This window comes from Pseudooceanicola sp. DL12 (assembly GCF_056270665.1).
In genome coordinates, this window is the sequence record NZ_CM149884.1 from 76,053 (window position 1) to 98,220 (window position 22,168).

Here is a 22,168-nt window from a genome sequence, read left to right on the forward strand (position 1 = left end):
GCCGCTCAGGTCCCGAGGATTCGCGGCAGCCGCAGCCCGTGTTTCCGCGCGCTCTCCACGGCCTTTTCATAGCCTGCATCCGCGTGGCGCCAGACGCCCGAGGCCGGGTCGTTCCACAGCACCCGTTCCAGCCGCGCGGCGGCCTCCGGCGTGCCGTCGGCACAGATCACCACGCCGGCGTGCTGGCTGAAGCCCATCCCCACGCCGCCGCCATGGTGGATTGACACCCAGGTAGCGCCGCTCGCCGTGTTCACCAATGCATTCAGCAGCGGCCAGTCCGAGACCGCGTCGGATCCGTCGCGCATGGCTTCCGTCTCGCGGTTGGGGCTGGCCACCGAGCCGCTGTCGAGGTGGTCGCGCCCGATCACCACCGGCGCCTTCAGCTCGCCACTGGCCACCATCTCGTTGAACTTCAGCCCGGCGCGGTGCCGGTCGCCCAGCCCGATCCAGCAGATCCGCGCCGGCAGTCCCTGGAAGGCGATCCGTTCGTGCGCCATGTCGAGCCAGCGATGCAGGTGCCCGTTCTCGGGAAACAGCTCCTTCATCGCCTGGTCGGTCTTGTAGATGTCCTCCGGATCACCCGAGAGCGCGGCCCAGCGGAACGGCCCGATCCCCTCGCAGAACAGCGGCCGGATATAGGCGGGCACGAAGCCGGGGAAGGCAAAGGCAGTCTCCAGCCCCTCGTCGAGCGCCACCTGCCGGATATTGTTGCCGTAATCGAGCGTCGGCACGCCGGCGTTCCAGAAGCCCACCATGGCTTCGACATGATCGAGCATCGAGGCGCGGGCGGCGGCTTCCACCTCCTTGGGTGCACTCTCCTGTTTCGCGCGCCATTCCGCCACGCTCCAGCCCTTCGGCAGGTAGCCATGCACTGGGTCGTGGGCGCTGGTCTGGTCGGTCACGATGTCGGGGCGCGGCCCGCCGGCCTTCATGCGGGCCAGCAGCTCGGGAAAGACCTCTGCCGCATTGCCGATCAACGCCACCGACTTTGCCTCGCCCGCGGCGGTCCAGCTATCGATCATCGTCAGCGCCTCGTCGAGGTCGTGGGTCTTGGCATCGCAGTACCGGGTGCGGATGCGGAAATCGGCGCGGGTCTCGTCGCATTCCACCGCCAGGCAGCAGGCGCCGGCCATCACCGCGGCAAGCGGCTGTGCGCCGCCCATGCCGCCCAGGCCCCCGGTCAGGATCCACTTGCCCGTCAGATCGCCGCCATAATGCTGGCGCCCCGCCTCGGCAAAGGTCTCGAAGGTGCCCTGCACGATGCCCTGCGTCCCGATATAGATCCAGGACCCGGCGGTCATCTGGCCGTACATCATCAGCCCCTTGCGATCGAGCTCGTTGAAATGATCCCAGTCGGCCCAGTGCGGCACGATGTTGGAATTGGCGATCAGCACCCGCGGGGCATCCGCATGGGTGCGGATGATGGCGATGGGCTTGCCCGATTGCACCACCAGCGTCTCGTCCGCCTCCAGGTCCTTCAGGCTGGCCACGATGCTGTCGAAATCCTCCCAGCTCCGCGCCGCCCGCCCGATGCCGCCATAGACGACCAGCTCGTGTGGGTTCTCGGCCACATCCGGGTGCAGGTTGTTCATCAGCATCCTCAGCGGCGCCTCGGTCTGCCAGGATTTCGCGTTCAGCTCCGTCCCGGTCGGTGGAAAGATGTCGCGGGTGTTGTGACGGGTCGTGCTCATCGGAAACCTCTCAGCTCTGCGGCAAGTTCGGGCGCGCGGGATGCAAGTTGTGCAAGGATGTCGGACAGGACGGGGCGCAGGCGGGCGGATTTCGCCTCCGACAGCGCAAAGGGCGGCACCTCCTCGGCAAGGTAGGCGCTCTGCGCCAGCTCCATCTGCACCGCGTGGAACCCTTCTTCGGGGCGGCCGTAGTGCCGGGTGGTCCAGCCGCCGCGGAACCGCCCGTTCAGCACGTAGCTCAGCCCGGAGGCGGCGCAGAGCGCAGCCACGTCGGCCTCCAGCACCGGGGCACAGGTCCGCCCCATGTCGGTGCCGATGTTCAGGTCGGGCAGCACGCCCTCGAACAGCCAGGGGATCACCGAGCGGATGGAATGACAGTCCAGCAGCACCGCGACCCCGTGCCGTGCCCGCACCCGCTCCATCTGGGCCAGCAGCGCGGCGTGATAGGGCACATGGTAGGCCTCGCGCCGCCGCGCCACCTCGGCCGCATCCGGCATCTCGCGCCAGATCGGCACATTGTCGAAGGTCGTCTGTGGCACCAGCCCCGTGGTCGTCTGCCCGGGATAGAGGCTCTCGCCCGAAGGATCGCGGTTGGCGTCGATCACGTAGCGATGGAACATCGCCCGCACCGTGGTCGCTCCCGGCAGAAGCCCGGCATAGAGCGCCTCGACATGCCAGTCGGTATCGCGCAGCAGCAGCCCCTCTACATTCAGCCCCGCCGCCACGTCCTCCGGTACAAATGTCCCCGTATGCGGCAGGCCCAGCACCACTGGCCCGTCGCCCTCGGTCACCTCCATCACCTGCATCAGAAGACCTCCGGCAGGGGCAGGCGGCAGGCCGCGCTCAGCGCGCCCCCGGCCACCAGCGCGGTCGCCGCCGCCATGTCCGGCGCCATGTAACGGTCGGGGCCCAGCTCGGCCACCTCCTGCCGCAGCCGCGCGATCACCGCGTCCAGGGCCGGCGCCGTGGTCAGCGGGCGGCGCAGCGCGATGCCCTGTGCCCCCGCCATGGCCTCGATGCCCAGGATCGCAAACAGGTTCTGCGTCATCGGCGTCAGCCGCCGCGCCCCGTGGCAGGCCATCGACACATGGTCTTCCTGGTTGGCCGAGGTGGGCGTGGAATCGATCGAGGCCGGATGCGCCATCTGTTTGTTTTCGCTCATCAATGCGGCTGATGTCACCTCGGCGATCATCAGGCCGGAATTCAGCCCCGGCGCCGGCGTCAGGAACCCGGGCAGCCCGAAACTCAGCGCCGGATCCACCAGCAGGGCGATGCGGCGCTGGGCAATGGCGCCGATCTCCGCCACCGCCAGGGCGATCTGATCTGCGGCCAGCGCCACCGGCTCGGCGTGGAAATTCCCGCCCGACACCACCGATCCGTCCGACAGGACAAGCGGGTTGTCGGTGGCGGCATTGGCCTCGATCTCCAGTGTCCGCGCGCATTGCCGCAGCAGGTCTAGGCAGGCACCGCCCACCTGCGGATGACAGCGCAGGCAATAGGGGTCCTGCACGCGCTCGTCGTCCTCGGCATGGCTGTCGCGGATCTCGGACCCGCTCAGCAGCGCGCGCAGGGCGGCTGCCACGTCGATCTGGCCCTGGTGGCCGCGCAGGGTATGGATCTCCTCGGCAAAGGGTGCGGTCGATCCCATCGCGGCATCGGTCGACAGGGCGCCTGTCAAGATGCTCGCCTGCAGGGCCCGCTTGGCCCAGAACAGCCCCGCCAGGGCCAGCGCGGTCGAGGCCTGCGTGCCGTTGATCAGCGCCAGCCCCTCCTTGGCCGAGAGTTCCACCGGCGTCAGTCCGGCTTCCGCCAGCGCCACCGCCCCCGGCATCCGTGCGCCGCCGTATGTCGCTTCGCCCTCGCCGATCATCACCGACGCCATATGGGCCAGCGGCGCCAGGTCGCCCGAGGCCCCCACCGATCCCTGGCCGGGGATCACGGGCAGCACGCCCGCCTCCAGCATGTCCTCCATCAGCGCAATCAGATCGCGCCGCACGCCAGAGGCCCCCCGGCCCAGCGACATCAGTTTCAGCACCATGATCAGCCGTGTCACCTCGTCGGCCAGTGGATCGCCCACGCCGCAGCAATGCGACAGGATCAGGTTGCGCTGCAGGGTCGCCACGTCCCCGGCGCCGATCCGGATCGAGGCCAGCTTGCCGAAGCCGGTGTTCACGCCATAGACGGCCTCGTTGCCTGCAGCGACTTCGGCGATCCTGGCCGCTGCCCTGTCGATCCCGGGCATGGCCTCCGGCGTCAGCCGCACCGGCAGGGCCTGCCAGTAGATCCGTTCCAGCGTGGCCAGCGTCACCGCGCCCGGCACCAGTATCTCAGACATGATCTGTCTCTCCCCGAAAGATCCGCGCATGCAGCGGGTTCAGCCCGATGCGGTTCACCAGTTGCGCCGCGCTCTCTGCATCCCAGATCGTGAAATCGGCCGAGAGGCCCGGCGCGATCCGCCCCGTCTCTCCGCTCAGGCCCAGGGCGCGCGCGGCGGTCACCGTCACCCCCTCCAGGCATTCGCGCACGGTCATGCCGAACAGCACCGCGCCCATGTTCATCGTCATCAGCAGAGAGGTCAGCGGCGAGGTGCCCGGGTTGCAATCCGTGGCCAGCGCCATGGGCACGCCGGCCCGGCGCAGTGCCGCAACCGGTGGCGCCTGCCGCTCGCGCAGCATGTAATAGGCCCCGGGCAGCAGTACCGGCAGCGTGCCCGAGGCCGCGATCGCCGCCACGTCCTCTTCGGTGGCATATTCGAAATGATCCACCGACAGGGCGCCGTGGCGCGCCGCCATCACCGTGCCGCCCGCGCGCGTCAGCTGCTCGGTATGCAGTTTCACCGGCAGGCCGAGCGTCGTGGCATGGGCAAAGAGCGGTTCGATCTCCTCTGCGGAAAAGGCGATTCCCTCGCAGAAGGCATCCACCGCATCCACGAGGCCCTCGGCATGGGCGCGGGTCAGCCCCTTGATGGCCACGTCGCGGATGTAGTCCTGCCGTTGCCCCTCGTATCCGGGCGGCAGGGCATGGGCGGCCAGCCAGGTCGTGCGGATCCGCACGGGGCGCAATCCTGCCAGCAGCTTCGCGGCGCGCAGCATCGTCAACTCGGTTTCTATGTCGAGGCCATAGCCCGACTTGATCTCGACGGTCGAGGTGCCCTCGCCCAGCAGTGCATCCAGCCGCGGCAGGGCCTCCTCGGCCAGTGCCTCGGCGCTGCGGCCGCGGGTATGTGCCATGGTCGAGGCGATGCCACCGCCGGCGCGCGCGATCTCCTCATAGCTGGCGCCGTCCAGCCGCATCTCGAATTCGCGGGCCCGGTCGCCACCGTGAATCAGGTGGGTGTGACAATCGACAAAGGCCGGGGTGATCAGGCGCCCGCCACAGTCCAGCACCTCGGCCCCCTCCCGCGACAGCCCCGGCCCCACGGCCGCGATGCGCCCCTCTTTCACCGCGATATCAACGGGTTCGGACGTGGTTCCGCCGCCGCCGGTGATCACCCGTGCGTTGGTCCAGATCCGGGGTTCCGTCATGTCCTCTCCTCCGTTGCTGCGGTTTTCGTTGCCTCACCGCTGAATAAGTATATACATATAGCGAAGTCCCGGGGAAGTGGTTTCTACCCGCGCAAATTCATCGCCGCCGAGTGTTGGCGGGGCAGAGGAGGTCAGGATGATCCATGCACGTATGGCCCTGTTGCCGGAGGGTTGGCGCCAAGATGTCCGCATCGAGCTCGCCTCCGGGCGGATTGCTGCGGTGCAGCATGGTCAGACGCCCCAACCCGGCGATACCCGCGTCGACGCGCTCCTGCCCGGCATGCCCAACCTGCACAGCCATGCCTTCCAGCGGGGCTTCTCCGGCCTGACCGAGCGCCGAGGCGAGGGGCATGACAGCTTCTGGACCTGGCGCGAGATGATGTACCGCTTTGCCCTTACCCTCGACCCCGAGGGGGTGGAGGCCTTGGCTGCCTTGGCCTATGTCGAGATGCTCGAGGCCGGATTTACCCGGGTGGGCGAGTTCCACTACCTCCATCATCGCCCTGACGGCGGCGCCTACGACGACCCAGCCGAACTGACCGCCCGGATCTTCGCCGCTGCCGACCAGACCGGCATCGCCCTGACGCATCTCCCTGTTTTTTATGCCCATGGTGGTTTCGTCGCGAAACCTGTGGTTGAGCAGCAGCGGCGGTTCGTCCACGAAATCGAGGATTTCCTGCGACTCGTCGAACGCTCCGAAACCATGCTCTGCCGTGAGCAGGATCGTGTTGGCTATGCCCCGCATTCCCTGCGTGCGGTGACGGGAGAGGAGTTGACCCTGCTTCAGGAGGCCCTGCCTGGCAGGAGGGTGCATATCCACGTCGCGGAGCAGACCCGCGAGGTCGAGGAGTGCCTCGAGGCAACGGGCCAGCGGCCGGTCGAATGGCTCTTTGATCATGTCCCCTTGGGCCCCGAATGGTGCCTGATCCACGCCACGCACCTGACGGAGGATGAGCGCCGGAAAATCGCAAAATCCCAAGCTGTTGCCGGGCTCTGTCCGGTGACGGAAGCCAACCTGGGCGATGGGATCTTCCCATGTGAAGCCCTTCTTCGGGAAGGCGGCAGACTGGGCATCGGCAGCGATTCCAACCTGCGGATCGACCTCGCAGAGGAGTTGCGGATCCTGGAATACGGCCAGCGGCTGACCCGGCAGGAGAGAAACGTGCTGGCCGCGCCCGGAGGGTCGACTGGAGAGCGGCTCTATGCCGCGGCGCTGGCAGGCGGCGCCCAGGCGCTGGCGGGGGAACGATCGGAGATCCGGGAGGGGCTGCCGGCGGATCTCGTGGGGCTGAAGGATCCGATCGGGGGGGCGTTCGGTACCGATGCCCTGATGCTCGATCGCTGGATCTTTGGTCGCGACGTGACCGTGGCGGATGTCTGGGTGATGGGGCGGCATCTGGTGCGCGGCGGGAGGCACGTGGAACGGAAGGCCGTCATGCGCCGGGCCGCTGAAACCATGCGCCGGACCCTCTGAGCAGGTCCGCGAAGTTCGGCGAAAACGCCTCTGGGAGTTGTTGGGTAAGGAGAAGTCCAGGCGCGCGGGGCACCGAGGTCTCAGGCCGTGGTGGCAAGAGGCTTGTCTGCGCCGTAGTCTTCTGCGGGTGCCGGGCGGCCAAAGTAGAACCCCTGGAAGAAATCTGTACCGATGGTGCGCAGGAAGTAGACATCCTCGGCCGTCTCGATGCCCTCCGCAATAATCTCGAGATCCATGGCGCGGGCGATGCCGACCATGGATTTCACCATCTTGGCCCGGTTGCCGTCGCCATGGATGGAACGCACGAAGGACCGGTCGATCTTGAGCACGTCGAAGGGCATGCGCGTCAGGTAGCCGATGGAGGAATAGCCGGTGCCGAAGTCATCGAGGGCGAGGGAAAAGCCACGGGCACTGAGCTCTCTGAGCTCCTGGGCCAAGGTGATGTCGTCACGCACGACGATTTCCTCGGTCACTTCCACCTCGATGCGCTCGGGCGAGATGCCGTTCGCGGCGACGCGTTCGGCGAACTTTGCGGCAAAGCCCGGCGTCATCAGCTGGGTGGGCGAAATGTTGATGTTCACCCGCGCGCCAGGCAGGCCGTGCATGTCGCGGCAGATCATGTCGAGGAGCATCCAGCCGAGAGGCATGATCAGGCCGCTTGCCTCGGCCACGCGGATGAATTTGTCCGGTGCGACCTGCCCCAGGATCGGAGACATCCACCGGGCCAGGGCCTCGTAGCGCAGGCCATCCTGTTTGGTTTCCGAGGCGACGATCGGCTGATAGTGCACGTCGAAACCTTCCTCGTCGGCGATGGCGCGGCGCAGTTCCTTCTCGATGCGCTTGTGCTCGATATCCTCAAGCTCCATCTGGGCATCATAGCGGATCACGTCCTGGGTGCCCCGCGACTTGGCCGAATACATCGCACGGTCGGCGCGCCGCAGCAGTTCTTCCTGGCCGGTGTCGCCCGGATCCTGCGTGGCCAGCCCCTTCGAGGCGAGAACCTCGAAGAGCACGCCACCGCAGCGGATCGGCTTTTCCGAGAGCGTGCGGAGACCGCGGCATTTGTCCTGCACCACGGCGGCCAGGTCTCCATCGGTCGCGATGGCCACGAGAAACTCGTCTCCGCCGTAACGGGAGACGAAGGTCGCCTCGTCGACAAGGCTCTGCAAACGCTTGGAAAATTCCTTAAGGAACGCGTCGCCGCCCATGTGGCCTACGGTGTCGTTGATCTGCTTGAACCGCACGAGATCGATTGCGATTGCGGCACAGGCCAGATCGCTGCGCGCCGATACCCGGTCGAGATGTTCGCGCAGGGCGAGGCGGTTGGGCAGCTGGGTCAGGACATCGCGGCGGGCATCGCCGAAGGAAATCGCCTCGCGCTCAACGAGTCCGGCTGCGCGGGTGCGCAGCAGCCGGGCAGCGAAATAGGACATCAGGATGAAGGCGAGGCTGACCCCGGCCATGATCGGAAACATCTTCCAGAAGAGTTCGGTGCCGGGACGGGGCGGTGCCCAGGTGAGCCAACCGACCGGCGCGCCGTCGACGCCGGTCAGGGGAACCGACACTGTCGACTGGGCAGGTGCCTGCAAGACCAGAGCAAGATCGGAGATCGAGAATTCGGTTTCGACCTCGGCCAGCCGCTCGGCTTCGATGATCTTGCCGATCACGGCGAGCGCGGCGCTCTCCGGGGCGACCTCGGCCAGCAGATCCTCGTCTTCGGGCAGGAGGTAGGAGGCGCTGAACATGACCGGCCGGCCATCCCGCAGTTCGAAATAGTCGAATGTTTCCCGCTCGGTGCTGTCCAGCTCGGGGATGGCATCGCGCAGGGTGTCGAGGGTGCGTTGCGAGAGGATACCGGGCTGCGGCGCCAGGCCGAGGCCGACACTCCAGGAGACCGGGGCATCGAACGGGCCGTCGAAAAGCTCTGCATACTGGAAGACATCGCCGCGTTCGGCAGTGATGCCGTAGTTCGAGGCCAGCTTGTCGACCTCAATCCGGGTGGCGTTGAGGTAGAGGTCGGTCCAGTTGTGGTAGTCGCTGGCAATCAGCGAGACCTGTTCCTGGAAAGCGGCGATGCGCCCGGTCATGCGCTTGCGCGATTCGCCGGATGCCTCGGCATCCATGGCCTGACGGACGGAGTAAAGCGAGACCCACAGCACCGCGAGAACTGCGAGAAGCACCCCGAAAACCAGAAACACGATCTGGCGCGGCAGGGAGTCCGATCTCACTCCGCTGCGCACAGGAGCATATCTGGGCGTTCTCCGGAAAAACCCAGAACCCGTACTTCGGCGTAATTGCAGGTGAGTTCCGTTCCGGCGGGCAGGTCCCGCACAGCCCGCATTTCCTCGCCCAGGTCGGCGAGGCTGGGGATGTCGCTGTGGTTCATGAACATGTCGCCATCATTGCCGAGACGGAAGACGCCGAGATGTTCTATGAACTCTGCGTGGTGCAGGACCGTTTCCGCCACGTCGGGCGGGAACCTTTCAAGTAGGGAGAGGGGGATGTCGACATCGAACATCGGATCGTACCTCCAAACCTTTGTTCCGGCTGTGATCGGTTCGCGCGTGAAAACGCCCAGGCCGTGAATCGTGCTCCGGCCCACGTAATGACTTACGAGAAGCATCTTTGTCCCCAGATGGTTAATGAATTGTTGATGGGCGCTAGGCGTCGGATTCCATCAGGAAGACCGACAGCAGGGCCGCGCTGAGCCCGATGATCTGTTTCGTAGAGATCGTTTCGCCGAAGAAGGTATAGCCGACACCAGTCAGGGCGAGAATTGTTGCCGAACTGTAAAGAACGGCGATCTGTCCAAGATTGTGGCTTTGCATCAGGAGTACCCAGCCGAGCGCTGTGGCTCCGTAAAGGATTGCTCCGCCGACAAACCAGGAATTGGCCAATGGCGTTGTTTTCATGGAGGCGTATTTGAGGGCAAAATCTCCTACAATGGTGAATGCCACAATGCCCGCTAAGATCATGTAAGATCTCATTAATATGTGCTCCCGGATTGTCCTCTTTCGATAATTCGACAATGCGATGAAAATTATATCCAGAAAATTAATGCGCCGGTCGAGCTTGGAGCAATTTTTATTTGTTTTGTTTATGGTTTCGCAAATTCTGTGAATGAATGGTTATTTCCGCATTCCGGAGGGCGCTGGTGTAAACGAATTGTTTTCTTTTGTGTCTCGGGACGGCTTCATGGAAGGAGCGAAATTGCATATCCCCCTGAAGTGTCGGCGGGCGGTCCCCCGGCGGGCAGGGGCGGGGGATTGCGCGAACGGCTGCCAAGGCCCGCAACCCGGGACGCAACGGGCAACGAATCGGGGCAAATTCAGGCTCCGTGGGTGCCGTCGTATCCGTTCCTCTGCGCCGGGGCCCAGCCTTCGGGCCTGCCCTTTGGTCGCCAGATCTCGACCACCAGGGGATGGCACTCTGCGGTGTCGGAGGAATGCTCGGAGGAGCAGTCGCCGCCGGGACAGGCGGACATGCAGCCGAGAAGGTCGATCTCGGCAAAGAATTCAAGAAAATCACCGGGGCGGACGGGGCTGGCCTTCATGAAATATTGCCCGGTGTCGCGGGTGAAGCCGGTGCACATGAAGACATTGAGCACGTCGTGCACATGGGCCTCGGCCTGTTTCAGCGACAGCCCGGTGTGGCGGGCGAGTGCCCGGGTGAGATTGGAGTGGCAGCAATGGTGATACTGGCCGCCATGGCTGAGCAGGTTGTGTGTGTAGGGATCGCAGCGGGTGCCGATCATGTCATGCACCGAGCCGCCGAATGCGTCGAAACCGTACCAGTCGAGCGTGTCGTGGGTGATCGTCGCCATGGGGCGCAGCGCGGGGAACGAGGAGTAGAGCTGGTCGCCGAGCCCGGCATGGGTGCCATTGAGAGCGCGGCTCTTGCCGGAATAGAAACGTTCCGACAGGTCGTGCAGGTTGAAGAGGTTGAGGTCGCCCACCTGCGGCCCCTCGGTGCAGATCAGGCGACAGAAATGTCCGGCGGGCACGGTCCAGCACTCTGCCTCGCGGGCGGGGATGGTGATGCGGGCGGTCATCTCGATGTCGTCGCGCAGTGCCCGGTAGGCCGCAAGATCCGGGCGCGGCAGGCCATCCTGAGGATAACAGATGACGGGGGCTGCGGCGCGGCGGGCCTCTGCATCGGCGGGGGTTGCGGTGATGGGCATGGGTTTCATGGGGCTCTCCGGGAAAACTGGGGTCAGACGAGCGAGACGAGCATGTCGCAGACCTTTTGCCGTTCATAACGATCGGGGCGCGCCCCGATGAGCGGCAGGCGGTGGCATGGAATGCCGTGGCGGGCCATGACCTCCTGCGCATCTCCGGGGTCAAGACTGTCGTCACAGATCACATGGGTGATGAAGCTGCGGGCCGGTTGTCCCTGTCCGGCATCGGCGCGGAGCGGCACGAGCAGTGCCGCGACCTGATCCGCGAGGGACATGCCGGGCGTTTCGGGATCAGTGCCGAGGCTGGGAATATAGACCTTGGGCACCTCACGCGCGGCGATTGCGCGCCCCACGCCCGACGGCAGAAGGTTGGCGATGACACTGGTGTAGAGGCTGCCGGGGGGATAGCAGATCAGGTCAGCCCGCGAAATCAGCTTGCGGTTCCGCTTTGGCAGGGGCACATCGTCGGGGACGAGGTCGCGATGCCCGTCGGACAGGAAGAGGCGGCTGATCGGCGCGGTGATCGGCGGGGCCTCCTTGCCGGACATGGCGCGCTGGCCAATGATGCGGCGCCCGTCCGAGAGCTGGGCGCCGAGCTGCAGGTTGACGTCGGCCACGACGCGGACGGTGCCGCGCACATCGACCATCTTGGACATCAGGAACAGCACCGGCTCGAGCTGTCGGTCATGGCCGAGGTAGCCGCCGGCAAGGATCAGGTTGCCGATGGAGGCACTGCGATAGTCGAAGTCGTCAGGCGCATTCCTGGCGAAGGTCTTGAGAAAGCTGCAGATCAGCGTGCGCATGGGCAGAGAGACGGATTTGACCAGCGGGTGTTTGCCGCGCACCATCTCGCGCACCTCGGCCTGCAGGGTCCTGTTGGCGACGTCCGCGGGAAACCGGTGGGTGAAGAGCGCATAGATGTCGGGCTGTCCAAGGTCGCTCTCGTCTGCCAGCGCCATGAGCCTGCTGCGCAGGTCACCCACCGCGGGCATGTCGAAGGCCTGTCGCAGCACCTGCGAGCTGCCGCCGCTGTCGAAGGGCGTGATCAGGTGGATGGAATTGTAGGTATAGCGTTTCAGCCAGGTGGCGATGCCGTTCAGGGCACTGCCGCCACTGAAGAACAGGATGCGCGGCCCGAGGTGCGGGGCAGATAGACAGCGCGACACGCGCAGGTCATCGGGCAGGCGCACCTCCCGGGTCAGCGTGATCTTTGCCATGCGGCGGTTCCTCTTGCCTGGCGCGGCACCGTAATGTCCTGTCGTGTCTCAGAAATGACACCTGTTGCGGTGGCCGGACACGCCATGCCTCTGACGTCTCCGATCCGTTCTACCGTGCGCGCTGTCATCCGAAAGGACAACCTGGTTCTGAGCCGCGTCAGGCATCGTGCGGCATTGCCACGCTACCTGACATTGCGGGCCGGCGGCAGGAGGCTTGCGAGACGATGCAGGCCTGTATCGCCCGTCAGGCCGGGTGGTAGCGGGCGGCGTGGTGGAAGTGAAAGACGTGCTGCATGTGGCCAACGTGTGCCGCCGCTGGTCCGGGGCGATCCCGCGCGCCGATGTCGCGCGCCTGTCGATACGTCACGCCCGCCCTTTGCTGCCCTGCTACCTTCGGTTTTCGACGATGATCCCGCGTTGATGGCTTGCCCCGCGAGGTGGAACCTTGGCTGATCTGCAAAGTCTCGAATGCGACGTGCCCCTTGACCGCGCTTCGCGCAGTCTTGAGGGGCTGTGGGGGATCGGTGCTGGCGCGACGCTTGCCTATCCCTCGGGTGATGTCACCGGGCTGAGGCGCGACTGCCCGGGCGTCAAGCATTTCGCGTCCGAATGCGCCCCGCGTTTCGCATGAGAGGAGAGCCCCTTGACCGGGGACCGCAACCGTTTTGCCCATGAAGCCCTTCAGGACGCCAGGAGCAGCAAGGCGTTTCGGGCGGCGCTGTCGAAAGGGGGCGCAAGGGGAGAGCTGAGCCCTGGCGTCGAGGAGGAATGCTCCTGCAATGCCATGGGGCCTGATGACCGTTCGCATCAAGGCCAAGCGCGAGGATGGCCGCGGCCAGGTGAGCCTGCGGGTGAGCGAGGCGGACGCGCTCGATGCGGCACCGGCAAAAGGTGGGTTGCGGATCTCGTCCTGAGCAGTCAGCCCCTGCGTTCGAGCGCGTTGAGCAGGAATTCCAGCTCGTCGAGCAGGTGTTCGATGCGGTCGGGGCCAAGGCGCGCTTCGATCTCGGCATAGATCGCAGCGCTTGACGGCGAGACCTGTGACATGAAGCGCTGGCCGGTTTCGGTCAGAGACACGATACTGCGGCGGCCGTCGGCACTGTCCTTGCGACTGGCAATGAACCCGCGTGCTTCGAGAGATTTCAGCATGCGCGTCAGCGAGGGCGGCAGAATGCAGGCCAGATCCGCCAGCTTGGTGGCATCGGTGTCGCCGTGTTCCTGCAGAACCCGGATCACCCGCCATTGCTGCTCGGTGATGTCGTGGGCGTTCAGTACGGGGCGGAACCGTTCCATCACCGCCTCGCGGGCTCTCAGCAGGGCGATAGGCAGCGTCCGCCGGGTCTCTGCCAGGCCGAAACCGTCCTTTACGCTTTCTGTCATCTGCAGCTCCTCAGGTCCATAAATTTCACATGTTACAAATTGCTGCTGTTGACAAGCATCGCAAAGATTAACATGTTAATTAAAACGTGGGGGGCGACGGGAGGAGATTCGTGCCGCATTTATCCATTGAATATGCTCCGGGGCTTGCGGCCCTGGCGGATGTTCCTGCGCTCTGCCGGTCGCTGCATTCGGCTATGGTCGAGGCCGGGATCTTTCCGCTGGCCGGCATACGGATCCGGGCGCATTGCGCGAATTTCTGCATCGTCGCCGACGATGACGGCACCGGAACGAACACCTTCGTGGCCATGACCCTCTCGGTTGGTGCCGGACGTCCGACAGAGGCGCTTCGCGCCGCCGGCGATCTGGTCTTTGACGCTGCGAGGCAGGCGCTCGCGGGACCTCTCGCCACCCAGCATTTCGCCCTTTCGCTCGAGATCCGGCAGATCGACCCGGAGCTGAGCTGGAAGGAGACGCCCATTCATGCCCGCCTCTCGGGCCAGCAGAACTGAAGGACAAGACATGAGCGTTCTGAACGACAATATCGAACGCGCCAAAGGCTACCTGGCGCATTTCAGTGAAAGCGGTGTCCTGAACCACATCGGCGGCGCATCCGTGCCGGCCGTCTCCGGCGAGATGTTCGACACGATCTCTCCCATCGACCTGCAGCCACTGGCGCGGGTTGCAAAGGGTGGTGCCGCGGATGTGGATGCCGCCGTTGCCGCCGCCAAGGAGGCCTTTCAGACCTGGGGCAAGATGCCGGGCAAGGAGCGCCGGGCCATCCTGATCAAGGTCGCCGAGGCCATCGAGGCACGCGCCGAGGAAATCGCCTTTACCGAGTGCATGGACACCGGTCAGGCGCTGCGCTTCATGTCCAAGGCCGCGCTGCGCGGGGCCGCCAACTTTCGCTTTTTCGCCGATCAGGCGCCCACGGCCGAAGATGGTAAGGCGCTGCGTAATCCGAACCAGATGAACGTGACCTCGCGCCGCCCGATCGGGCCGGTGGGGGTGATCACGCCCTGGAACACCCCCTTCATGCTGTCGACGTGGAAGATCGCGCCGGCACTGGCGGCGGGCTGTACCGTCGTGCACAAGCCGGCGGAATTCTCGCCCATGACGGCCAAGTTGCTGGTCGAGATCGCCGAGAGCGCGGGCCTGCCCAAGGGCGTGCTGAACCTGGTCAACGGCTTCGGCGAGGATGCGGGCAAGCGGCTGACCGAACACCCCGACATCAAGGCCATCGCCTTTGTCGGAGAGAGCCGCACCGGCTCGATGATCATGAAACAGGGTGCGGATACGCTGAAGCGCGTGCACTTCGAGCTGGGGGGTAAGAACCCGGTCATCGTCTTTGACGACGCCGACATGGAGCGCGCCGTGGATGCGGCCACCTTCATGATCTACTCGCTGAACGGCGAGCGTTGCACCTCGTCCTCGCGGCTGCTGGCGCAGGACACGATCTATGAAGCCTTCACCGCCAAGGTTGCCGAGGTCGCAAAGCGCATCAAGATCGGCCATCCGCTGGACCCCGAGACCGTCGTCGGCCCGCTGATCCATCCCGAGCACGAGAAGAAGGTGCTCTCCTATTTCGACAAGGCTCGCGAGGAGGGCGCCACGATCGCCGCCGGCGGCGAGAAGGTGGAGGGCGAGGGCTGTTTCGTGCGCCCGACGCTTTTTACCAATGCCACCAACGACATGGCGATTGCCCAGGAAGAGATCTTTGGCCCGGTCCTCACCGCGATCCCCTTCACGGACGAGGATGAGGCCCTGAGCCTGGCGAATGACGTCGAATATGGCCTCTCCGCCTATCTCTGGACCAACGACCTCGGCCGGGCGATGCGCATGACCGATGCGCTGGACGCGGGGATGATGTGGGTCAACTCCGAGAACGTTCGGCACCTGCCCTCGCCCTTCGGCGGCGTGAAGGCCAGCGGCATCGGCCGTGACGGCGGCGACTGGTCCTTCGATTTCTACATGGAAACCGTGAACGTCAGCTTCCCGCGGCAGTTCCACAAGGTTCCGAAACTGGGCGGCTGAGCCGCCTCGCGCAGAGCGGTGGGAGGCCGCTCTGCCTGCTCCCAGACACCCCTGCCTCAGAGGAAACACCAATGCCGATTCCGGCCGCAAACCTGTACCCGCCCTTCAACATCATCCGCCTCAGTCACGTCGTCTTTGGCGTCAAGGACCTGGCTGCCTCGCGGGCCTTCTACGTCGACACGCTCGGCCTGCAGGTCACCGACGAGGACGACACCTGCATCTACCTGCGTGCACTGGAAGAGCGCGGCCATCACTGCATGGTGCTGCAGCAATCCGAGGTGTCCGAGGTCAAGTCGCTCTCCTTCAAGGTCTTCGACGAGGAAGAGCTGGAGAAGGCCCATGCCTGGTTCACTGCCAAGGGTCATGCCGTGGAATGGGTGGAACGCCCCTACCAGGGGCGGACCCTGCTGACCCACGATTGCTTCGGCATGCCGATGGAGCTCTATTTCAAGATGGACCGCCTCGAGCCGATCCACCAGAAATACGCTCTCTACAAGGGCGTCAAGCCGCTCCGCATCGACCACTTCAACTGCTTTGCCTCCGACGTGGACAAGGCCGTGGCCTTCTACAACGAGATCGGCTTCCGGGTGACGGAATACACCGAGGACGAAGAGAGCGGCCACCTCTGGGCGGCCTGGGCGCACCGCAAGGGCGGCGTGCACGACATGGCCTTTACCAACGGCCTCGGCCCGCGCCTGCACCACACTGCCTTCTGGGTGCCGACGCCGCTGAACATCATCGACCTCTGCGACCTGATGGCCACCACCGGATATGTCGCCAATATCGAGCGCGGTCCCGGGCGGCATGGCATCTCCAATGCCTTCTTCCTCTACATCCTCGATCCCGATGGCCACCGGATCGAGATCTACTGCTCGGATTACCAGACGGTCGATCCCGACCTGGAGCCGATCAAGTGGGACCTCAAGGACCCGCAGCGTCAGACCCTCTGGGGCGCACCCGCGCCGCGCAGCTGGTTCGAACACGGGTCAACCTTCACCGGGGTCGCGCCCGTGGCGTCGGGCCTGAAGGCCACGCCGATCGTCGCACCCTGAGCCGGGCAGGACCATGACCGCATTGTTGAAAGATCCGGGCCTGCTGAAAGAGGCCGCCTATGTCGCCGGAGAGTGGATCACTCCCGGCGAAGGGGCGCTGGAAGTAAGGAACCCGTCGACCGGCGCGCTGGTGGGGCATCTGCCCCGTCTGGGTGCGGCGGAAACCGAGGCCGCCATTGCTGCCGCCGAGGCCGCGCAGGGCGCCTGGGCCGCCCGCACGGCCAGGGAGCGCGCGGTGATCCTGCGCCGCTGGTACGATCTGATCATCGAGAATGCCGACGACCTGGCGCGCATTCTGACGATGGAACAGGGCAAGCCCCTGGCCGAGGCGCGCGGGGAAATCCTCTATGGCGCCTCCTTCATCGAATGGTTCGCCGAGGAGGCCCGCCGCGTCTACGGCGATGTCATCCCGGGGCACGCCAGTGACAAGCGGATCGTGGTGATCAAGCAACCCATCGGCGTGGTCGCCGCCATCACGCCGTGGAACTTTCCCAATGCCATGATCACGCGCAAGGCCGGCCCGGCGCTGGCGGCCGGCTGTGCCATGGTCCTGAAACCCGCAAGCCAGACGCCATTTTCGGCGATCGCGCTGTCGGTCCTGGCCGAACGCGCGGGCCTGCCCGCCGGGCTCTTCTCGGTGCTGACCGGCTCTGCCTCTGCCATCGGCGGCGCCATGACGGCCAGCCCCGTGGTGCGCAAGCTCACGTTTACCGGCTCTACCGAGGTGGGGGGCGAACTGATGCGGCAGTCGGCAGACACGGTCAAGAAACTGGCGCTGGAGCTGGGCGGCAACGCGCCCTTCATCGTCTTCGATGACGCCGATCTCGATGCGGCGGTCGAGGGCGCGATCATCTCGAAGTTCCGGAACAACGGGCAGACCTGCGTCTGTGCCAACCGTCTGTATGTGCAGTCGGGGGTCTACGACGCCTTCGCCGAAAAGCTCTCGGCACGGCTGGCCGAGCTGAAGGTGGGCGATGGCCAGGAGGAGGGCACGGTCTTCGGTCCTCTGATCGACGCCGGGGCCGTCGCCAAGGTCGAGGAGCACATCGCCGATGCGGTCGGCAAGGGCGCGGCCGTGGCGCTTGGCGGTCGGCCCCATGCCCTCGGCGGTACCTTCTTCCAGCCCACCGTCCTGACCGGGATGACCCAGGAAATGGCGGTGGCGCGAGAGGAAACATTTGGCCCCGTTGCGCCGCTCTTCCGGTTCGAGACGGATGCCGAGGTCGTCGCGATGTCGAACGACACCGAGTTCGGCCTTGCCTCCTATTTCTATACCCGCGACCTGGCCCGGGCCTGGAAGGTGGGCGAGCAGCTCGAATACGGCATGGTCGGGATCAACACCGGCCTCATCTCCACAGCCGAGGCGCCCTTTGGCGGCATCAAGAACTCCGGCCTGGGGCGCGAGGGCTCGCGCTACGGCATCGAGGAGTTCGTCGAAATCAAATATCTCTGCTTCGGCGGAATTGCCTGAGGATCTGCCATGAAACCCATTCCCGCACGTATTGCCGCCTTCCATGCCAACGGGGCCGACCGCTATGGCGTGGTCACTGACACCGGCATCATCGACATGACCCCGGAATACGGCAGCCGCTTTGCCGGGCTGCAGCAGGTCATCGAGGCCGGCGCACTTGAGGAGGTCATTGCCGCCGCCGAGGGGCGCAGCCCCACCTTCCGCGAAGAGGACGTGACCTTCCTCATTCCCATCGCCCGCCCCGAGAAGCTGATTTGCATCGGCGTGAACTTTCCCGACCGTAATGCCGAGTACAAGGATGGCCAGGCCGCGCCCTCCAAGCCCTCGATGTTCATCCGCTTTCCGCGCAGTTTCACCGGGCACAACGGCAAACTCGTCCGCCCGCCGGAGAGCCCCCAGCTCGACTACGAGGGCGAGGTGACCATCGTCATCGGCAAGGGCGGCCGCCGCATCGCGTGCGAGGACGCCTATGACCACATCGCCGCGCTGACGCTCTGCAACGAGGGCACGATCCGCGACTGGGTACGCCATGCCAAGTTCAACGTGACCCAGGGCAAGAACTGGGACAGCACCGGCTCGATCGGGCCCTGGCTGGTGCCTTTCCGCGGCGCCGATCAGCTCGACGATATCGAGCTGACCACCAAGGTGAACGGAGAGATCCGCCAGCAGGACCGCACCAGCCGCATGATGTACGACTTCCGCTACATCGTGAACTACGTCTCGACCTTCTGCACGTTGGTGCCGGGCGACGTGATCGTCTGCGGTACGCCCACGGGGGCCGGTGCACGCTTCGATCCGCCGATCTGGCTGAAACCCGGCGACGTGATCGAGGTTTCAGCCGAAGGGATCGGCAGCCTGGTGAACGGCGTGGAAGACGAGGCATGCTGAGCCAGCAGGAAATCGACCAGGCGGCGGCAGACCTGCTCGCCGCCGAGGCCGCCCGGGAGCAGATCGGCCTGCTCTCGCTGCGCCACCCGGGGATCACGCTCGACGATGCCTATGCGATCCAGTCGGCGCAGGTGGCGCAGAAGCTGGCCGCCGGGCGGCAGGTGATCGGCTGGAAGATCGGCCTGACCTCCAAGGTGATGCAGGACGCGCTTGGCATCGATACACCTGATTCCGGCGTTCTCTACGACGACATGGACTTTCCCGACGGTGCGGTGATCCCGCGGGACCGGTTCATCCAGCCCCGGATCGAGGCCGAGATCGCCTTTGTCATGAAGGCACCGCTCTCGGGGGGCGACGTCACGCGCGAGGATGTCCTGGCCGCGACCGGGGCCGTGGTGCCTGCGATAGAGATCCTGGATACCCGTATCCTGCGCAAGGATCCCGCCAGCGGTGCCACGCGCAAGATCTTCGACACCGTCTCGGACAACGCTGCAAACGCCGGCATCGTCCTGGGTCGGCAGCGCCATGATCCGGCCGACGTCGACCTCCGCTGGGTCGGTGCCATCCTGCGCAAAGATGGCCTGGTCGAGGCCACCGGCCTTGGTGCTGCCGTGCTCGATGATCCGGTCACCGGAATGGTCTGGCTTGCCCGTCGCATGGCGCAGTATGGCCAGCGGATCGAGGCCGGGCAGGTCGTTCTTTCCGGGTCGTTCATCGCCCCGCTGGAATGTCCGCCGGGCACGGAAATCGAAGCGGATTACGGGCCCTTCGGTTCGGTCTCGCTGTCGTTCGAATAAAGGAAGGAGAGGGCAGATGCCCGCACCGACAAACAGGTTCAAGGCACGTCTCAAGGCAAAGGACGTGCAGATAGGTCTCTGGGTGGGCCTCGGCGATCCCAGCGTGGCCGAGCTCTGCTCGAAGAGCGGGTTCGACTGGCTGGTGATCGACGGCGAACACGGGCCCAACGGTCTGCGCGACGTGCTGGCACAGCTGCGCGCGCTGGATCCCGCGGGTGCCCAGCCGGTGGTGCGGGTGCGCGATGACAACCGCGCCCTGATCAAGCAGATGCTGGATATCGGCGCCCAGACGATCCTGGTGCCGATGATCGAAACCGCGGAACAGGCCGGCGAGGTCGTACGCTCGATGCTCTATCCTCCGCAGGGCGTGCGCGGCGTCGGTGCCGCCCTGGCGCGGGCATCGGGATACAGTACGATCACAGATTACCTGGATACCGCAAATGAACAGACCTGCCTGCTGCTGCAGGTCGAGAGCCGGGCGGGTATCGACAATCTCGATTCGATCCTGGCCGTACCGGGCATCGACGGCATCTTCATCGGCCCGGCCGACCTCGCCGCCGACATGGGCCACCTGGGCAATCCTGGTGCCCCCGAGGTGCGAGAGACGGTCAGGACCACGCTGGAGCGCATTCGCGCCGCCGGCCTTGCCGCGGGAATCCTGACTTCGGATCAAACTCTTGCGGCGGAATACGCCGAAATGGGCGTGGAGTTTCTGGCCGTTGGCTCCGACGTGGGCGTGCTGGCCAAGGGGCTCAAGACATTGCGATCCGCTTTCTGAGACGGGTGGCTGGGGGCCTCTGACAATCCGTCGAGGTCCCCAATCTTCGCTTGTTAAGTAAATAATTAACGTGTTAATTACAGGCGCAGGACAGATGCTGTCGGTTACCGGGGGAGCGGGGCCGGCGAGGAAAGCTGAAGGTTCACCAAAGGGAGGAACACATGAAACTGACCAAGCGAAATTTCATCAAGGGCGCGGCTACCACCGTGGCCCTTGTCGCCGCCGCGCCGGCCATGGCCGAGACCACCGAGCTGGTGCTCTCGAGCTGGCTGCCGCCGCGCCACCCGCTCGTCGTGGGCGCGATCAAGCCCTGGGCCAGGCAGGTCGAAGATGTCACCGAGGGTCGCGTTCGGATCCGCGTGCTGGCCAAGCCGCTGGGCGCACCGCCCGCGCATTTCGACATGGCCCACGATGGGATCGCGGATATCACCTACGGCTTGCACAGCTTTACCTCCGACAACCGCTTCCTGCGGTCGCGCGTCGGGCAATTCTCCTTCCTTGGAGACAGTGCCGTCACCACCTCCGAAAACTTCTGGAAGGTCTACACCGAGCAGCTCGACGCCGCCGCCGAGCACGAGGGCACCAAGGTGTTGGGCCTGTTCACCCATGGGCCGGGCATGCTGCTGTCGCGCGATATGCATTTCGAGGCACCGGAACAGTTTAGTGGCTTCAAGGTGCGGACTCCCGGCGGCTATCCTGCCGACCTGATGTCGGGTCTCGGGTCAACGACGCTCTTCATGTCCTCGGGCGAGGTCTACGAAAAGCTCAGCCGCGGCGTGATCGACGGTGTCTGTTTCGGCATGGACTCGGTCAAGGCCTTCAAGCTCGACAAGTACGTGACCGATGTGATGTCTGTGCCCGGCGGGCTCTACAACACCTCGTGGTTCCTGGTGATGAACCAGGGCAAGTGGGATGGAATAACCCCCGAGGACCAGGCGGCGATCATGTCGGTCTCCGGCGAGGCCTTTTCGAAACTGGCCGGCGAGGCCTGGGACGAGGCCGATGTCGAGGGGCGCGAGACGATCCAGAAGGCCGGGATCGATCTCTACATGGCCGATGATCCGGTTCTCGACCAGATCCTCGCCGTCAGCGCGCCGCTGGAACAGAGCTGGATCGGCGAGGTCGACGCCCAGGGCTTTGATGCCGCCGCCGCGCTGGCCGACATGCAGACGGCGAAACCGGACCAATGACCCCCGAGTTGCACCAGGAGTCGAAGCCCCTGCGCGGGCTTCGCTTTCTCGTCATGCGCATTCTGCCGGTGGTGTCCGGCGCGTTGCTGCTGACCATGGTGGCCGTGACCGTCGTGGACGTGATCGGCCGCTACTTCTTCAATGCCCCGCTGCCCGGTGCCTACGAGCTGACGCAGGTCCTGCTGGCCGATCTCGTGCTCGCCGCCCTGCCGATCACCACCTACAAGGGCAGCCATGTCGAGGTCGACATCCTGTCACAGACCTGGTCCGACCGGACCGAGCGGATCATCTCGATCTTTGGCGCCACGGTCACCGCGCTCACCCTCTTCGTGATGAGCTGGACCGTCGCCGGCCACGGACAGGCGCTTCTGCAGGACGGCGGCGCCACCTACGATCTGGGCATCCCCTACTGGCCCACGGCCTTTCTGGGCGCGCTGACCTTCGTGATCAGCGGCGTGATCGCCCTGGTGCCGGCAAGTAAAATCAGGGAAATCTGAC

General features: G+C 65.3%; 21 protein-coding genes. 11 read left to right on the plus strand and 10 right to left on the minus strand.

The window, feature by feature from the left end; genetic code table 11:
• Positions 1–5: 5 nt before the first annotated feature.
• From hutU to hutI, 4 genes are read right to left on the minus strand one after another with little or no spacing between them, the layout of a single operon-like run.
• On the minus strand, positions 6–1,691 hold the full coding sequence (hutU, locus tag AC0WR5_RS00365) for a urocanate hydratase (RefSeq protein ID WP_475865948.1): 1,686 nt from the start codon (positions 1,689–1,691) through the stop codon (positions 6–8).
• Positions 1,688–2,497 (minus strand): N-formylglutamate deformylase, encoded by an 810-nt coding sequence (gene hutG / locus AC0WR5_RS00370; RefSeq protein WP_475865950.1) that lies wholly within the window; start codon positions 2,495–2,497, stop codon positions 1,688–1,690. Before hutG ends, hutU begins: the two co-directional genes overlap by 4 nt.
• Positions 2,497–4,026: a histidine ammonia-lyase gene (gene hutH / locus AC0WR5_RS00375; protein WP_475865952.1), complete on the minus strand. Its 1,530-nt coding sequence runs from the start codon at positions 4,024–4,026 to the stop codon at positions 2,497–2,499. The genes hutG and hutH overlap by 1 nt, the downstream gene beginning before the upstream one ends.
• On the minus strand, positions 4,019–5,215 hold the full coding sequence (gene hutI, locus AC0WR5_RS00380) for an imidazolonepropionase (RefSeq protein WP_475865954.1): 1,197 nt from the start codon (positions 5,213–5,215) through the stop codon (positions 4,019–4,021). The genes hutH and hutI overlap by 8 nt, the downstream gene beginning before the upstream one ends.
• 136 nt (positions 5,216–5,351) lie before the next feature.
• Here hutI and AC0WR5_RS00385 point away from each other — a divergent pair, with 136 nt between their 5' ends.
• Entirely contained in the window at positions 5,352–6,689 is a 1,338-nt protein-coding gene (locus AC0WR5_RS00385) for a formimidoylglutamate deiminase (protein ID WP_475865955.1), read from the plus strand.
• 80 nt (positions 6,690–6,769) lie between these two features.
• Here the strand turns inward: AC0WR5_RS00385 and AC0WR5_RS00390 are convergent, their stop codons facing one another.
• The 5 genes from AC0WR5_RS00390 to AC0WR5_RS00410 form a co-directional block, all read right to left on the minus strand.
• A complete protein-coding gene (locus AC0WR5_RS00390; RefSeq protein WP_475865957.1) occupies positions 6,770–8,917 on the minus strand; it encodes a putative bifunctional diguanylate cyclase/phosphodiesterase in 2,148 nt (715 codons plus the stop codon).
• On the minus strand, positions 8,914–9,312 hold the full coding sequence (locus AC0WR5_RS00395; RefSeq protein ID WP_475865959.1) for an SET domain-containing protein: 399 nt from the start codon (positions 9,310–9,312) through the stop codon (positions 8,914–8,916). Before AC0WR5_RS00395 ends, AC0WR5_RS00390 begins: the two co-directional genes overlap by 4 nt.
• A gap of 37 nt (positions 9,313–9,349) precedes the next feature.
• A complete protein-coding gene (locus tag AC0WR5_RS00400) occupies positions 9,350–9,664 on the minus strand; it encodes a hypothetical protein (RefSeq protein WP_475865961.1) in 315 nt (104 codons plus the stop codon).
• A 353-nt stretch (positions 9,665–10,017) separates the two neighbouring features.
• Positions 10,018–10,878 carry an urea carboxylase-associated family protein gene (locus tag AC0WR5_RS00405; protein ID WP_475865962.1) on the minus strand — a complete coding sequence of 287 codons (861 nt, stop codon included), beginning with the start codon at positions 10,876–10,878 and terminating at the stop codon, positions 10,018–10,020.
• Between the two features lie 23 nt (positions 10,879–10,901).
• Entirely contained in the window at positions 10,902–12,083 is a 1,182-nt protein-coding gene (locus AC0WR5_RS00410) for a GAK system CofD-like protein (protein ID WP_475865964.1), read from the minus strand.
• 214 nt (positions 12,084–12,297) lie between these two features.
• Between AC0WR5_RS00410 and AC0WR5_RS00415 the strand changes: the two genes are divergently transcribed.
• The gene (locus tag AC0WR5_RS00415; RefSeq protein ID WP_475865965.1) at positions 12,298–12,504 is read left to right on the plus strand and encodes a hypothetical protein; all 207 of its coding nucleotides are present in this window, start codon (positions 12,298–12,300) and stop codon (positions 12,502–12,504) included.
• A gap of 497 nt (positions 12,505–13,001) precedes the next feature.
• On the opposite strand, the gene hpaR is transcribed toward AC0WR5_RS00415, so the two are convergent.
• Positions 13,002–13,463 (minus strand): homoprotocatechuate degradation operon regulator HpaR, encoded by a 462-nt coding sequence (gene hpaR, locus AC0WR5_RS00420; protein ID WP_475865967.1) that lies wholly within the window; start codon positions 13,461–13,463, stop codon positions 13,002–13,004.
• 110 nt (positions 13,464–13,573) lie between these two features.
• On the opposite strand from hpaR, the gene AC0WR5_RS00425 reads away from it, so the two are divergent.
• From AC0WR5_RS00425 to AC0WR5_RS00465, 9 genes are all read left to right on the plus strand, one after another.
• On the plus strand, positions 13,574–13,972 hold the full coding sequence (locus AC0WR5_RS00425; RefSeq protein ID WP_475865969.1) for a 5-carboxymethyl-2-hydroxymuconate isomerase: 399 nt from the start codon (positions 13,574–13,576) through the stop codon (positions 13,970–13,972).
• A 10-nt stretch (positions 13,973–13,982) separates the two neighbouring features.
• Complete coding sequence (gene hpaE, locus AC0WR5_RS00430; RefSeq protein ID WP_475865971.1) at positions 13,983–15,494, plus strand: 5-carboxymethyl-2-hydroxymuconate semialdehyde dehydrogenase; 1,512 nt, start codon at positions 13,983–13,985, stop codon at positions 15,492–15,494.
• Positions 15,495–15,565: 71 nt separating this feature from the next.
• Positions 15,566–16,546: a 3,4-dihydroxyphenylacetate 2,3-dioxygenase gene (gene hpaD, locus AC0WR5_RS00435; RefSeq protein ID WP_475865973.1), complete on the plus strand. Its 981-nt coding sequence runs from the start codon at positions 15,566–15,568 to the stop codon at positions 16,544–16,546.
• A 13-nt stretch (positions 16,547–16,559) separates the two neighbouring features.
• The gene (locus AC0WR5_RS00440; protein ID WP_475865976.1) at positions 16,560–18,017 is read left to right on the plus strand and encodes an NAD-dependent succinate-semialdehyde dehydrogenase; all 1,458 of its coding nucleotides are present in this window, start codon (positions 16,560–16,562) and stop codon (positions 18,015–18,017) included.
• Positions 18,018–18,026: 9 nt separating this feature from the next.
• Complete coding sequence (locus tag AC0WR5_RS00445; RefSeq protein WP_475865977.1) at positions 18,027–18,905, plus strand: fumarylacetoacetate hydrolase family protein; 879 nt, start codon at positions 18,027–18,029, stop codon at positions 18,903–18,905.
• Complete coding sequence (hpaH, locus tag AC0WR5_RS00450) at positions 18,899–19,702, plus strand: 2-oxo-hept-4-ene-1,7-dioate hydratase (RefSeq protein ID WP_475865979.1); 804 nt, start codon at positions 18,899–18,901, stop codon at positions 19,700–19,702. Before AC0WR5_RS00445 ends, hpaH begins: the two co-directional genes overlap by 7 nt.
• A 16-nt stretch (positions 19,703–19,718) precedes the next feature.
• Positions 19,719–20,480, plus strand: a complete 762-nt coding sequence (locus AC0WR5_RS00455) for an HpcH/HpaI aldolase family protein (protein ID WP_475865982.1) — start codon at positions 19,719–19,721, stop codon at positions 20,478–20,480.
• Positions 20,481–20,641: 161 nt separating this feature from the next.
• Positions 20,642–21,670, plus strand: a complete 1,029-nt coding sequence (locus AC0WR5_RS00460) for a TRAP transporter substrate-binding protein (protein ID WP_475865984.1) — start codon at positions 20,642–20,644, stop codon at positions 21,668–21,670.
• Complete coding sequence (locus AC0WR5_RS00465) at positions 21,667–22,167, plus strand: TRAP transporter small permease (RefSeq protein ID WP_475865985.1); 501 nt, start codon at positions 21,667–21,669, stop codon at positions 22,165–22,167. The genes AC0WR5_RS00460 and AC0WR5_RS00465 overlap by 4 nt, the downstream gene beginning before the upstream one ends.
• Position 22,168 lies beyond the last annotated feature (1 nt).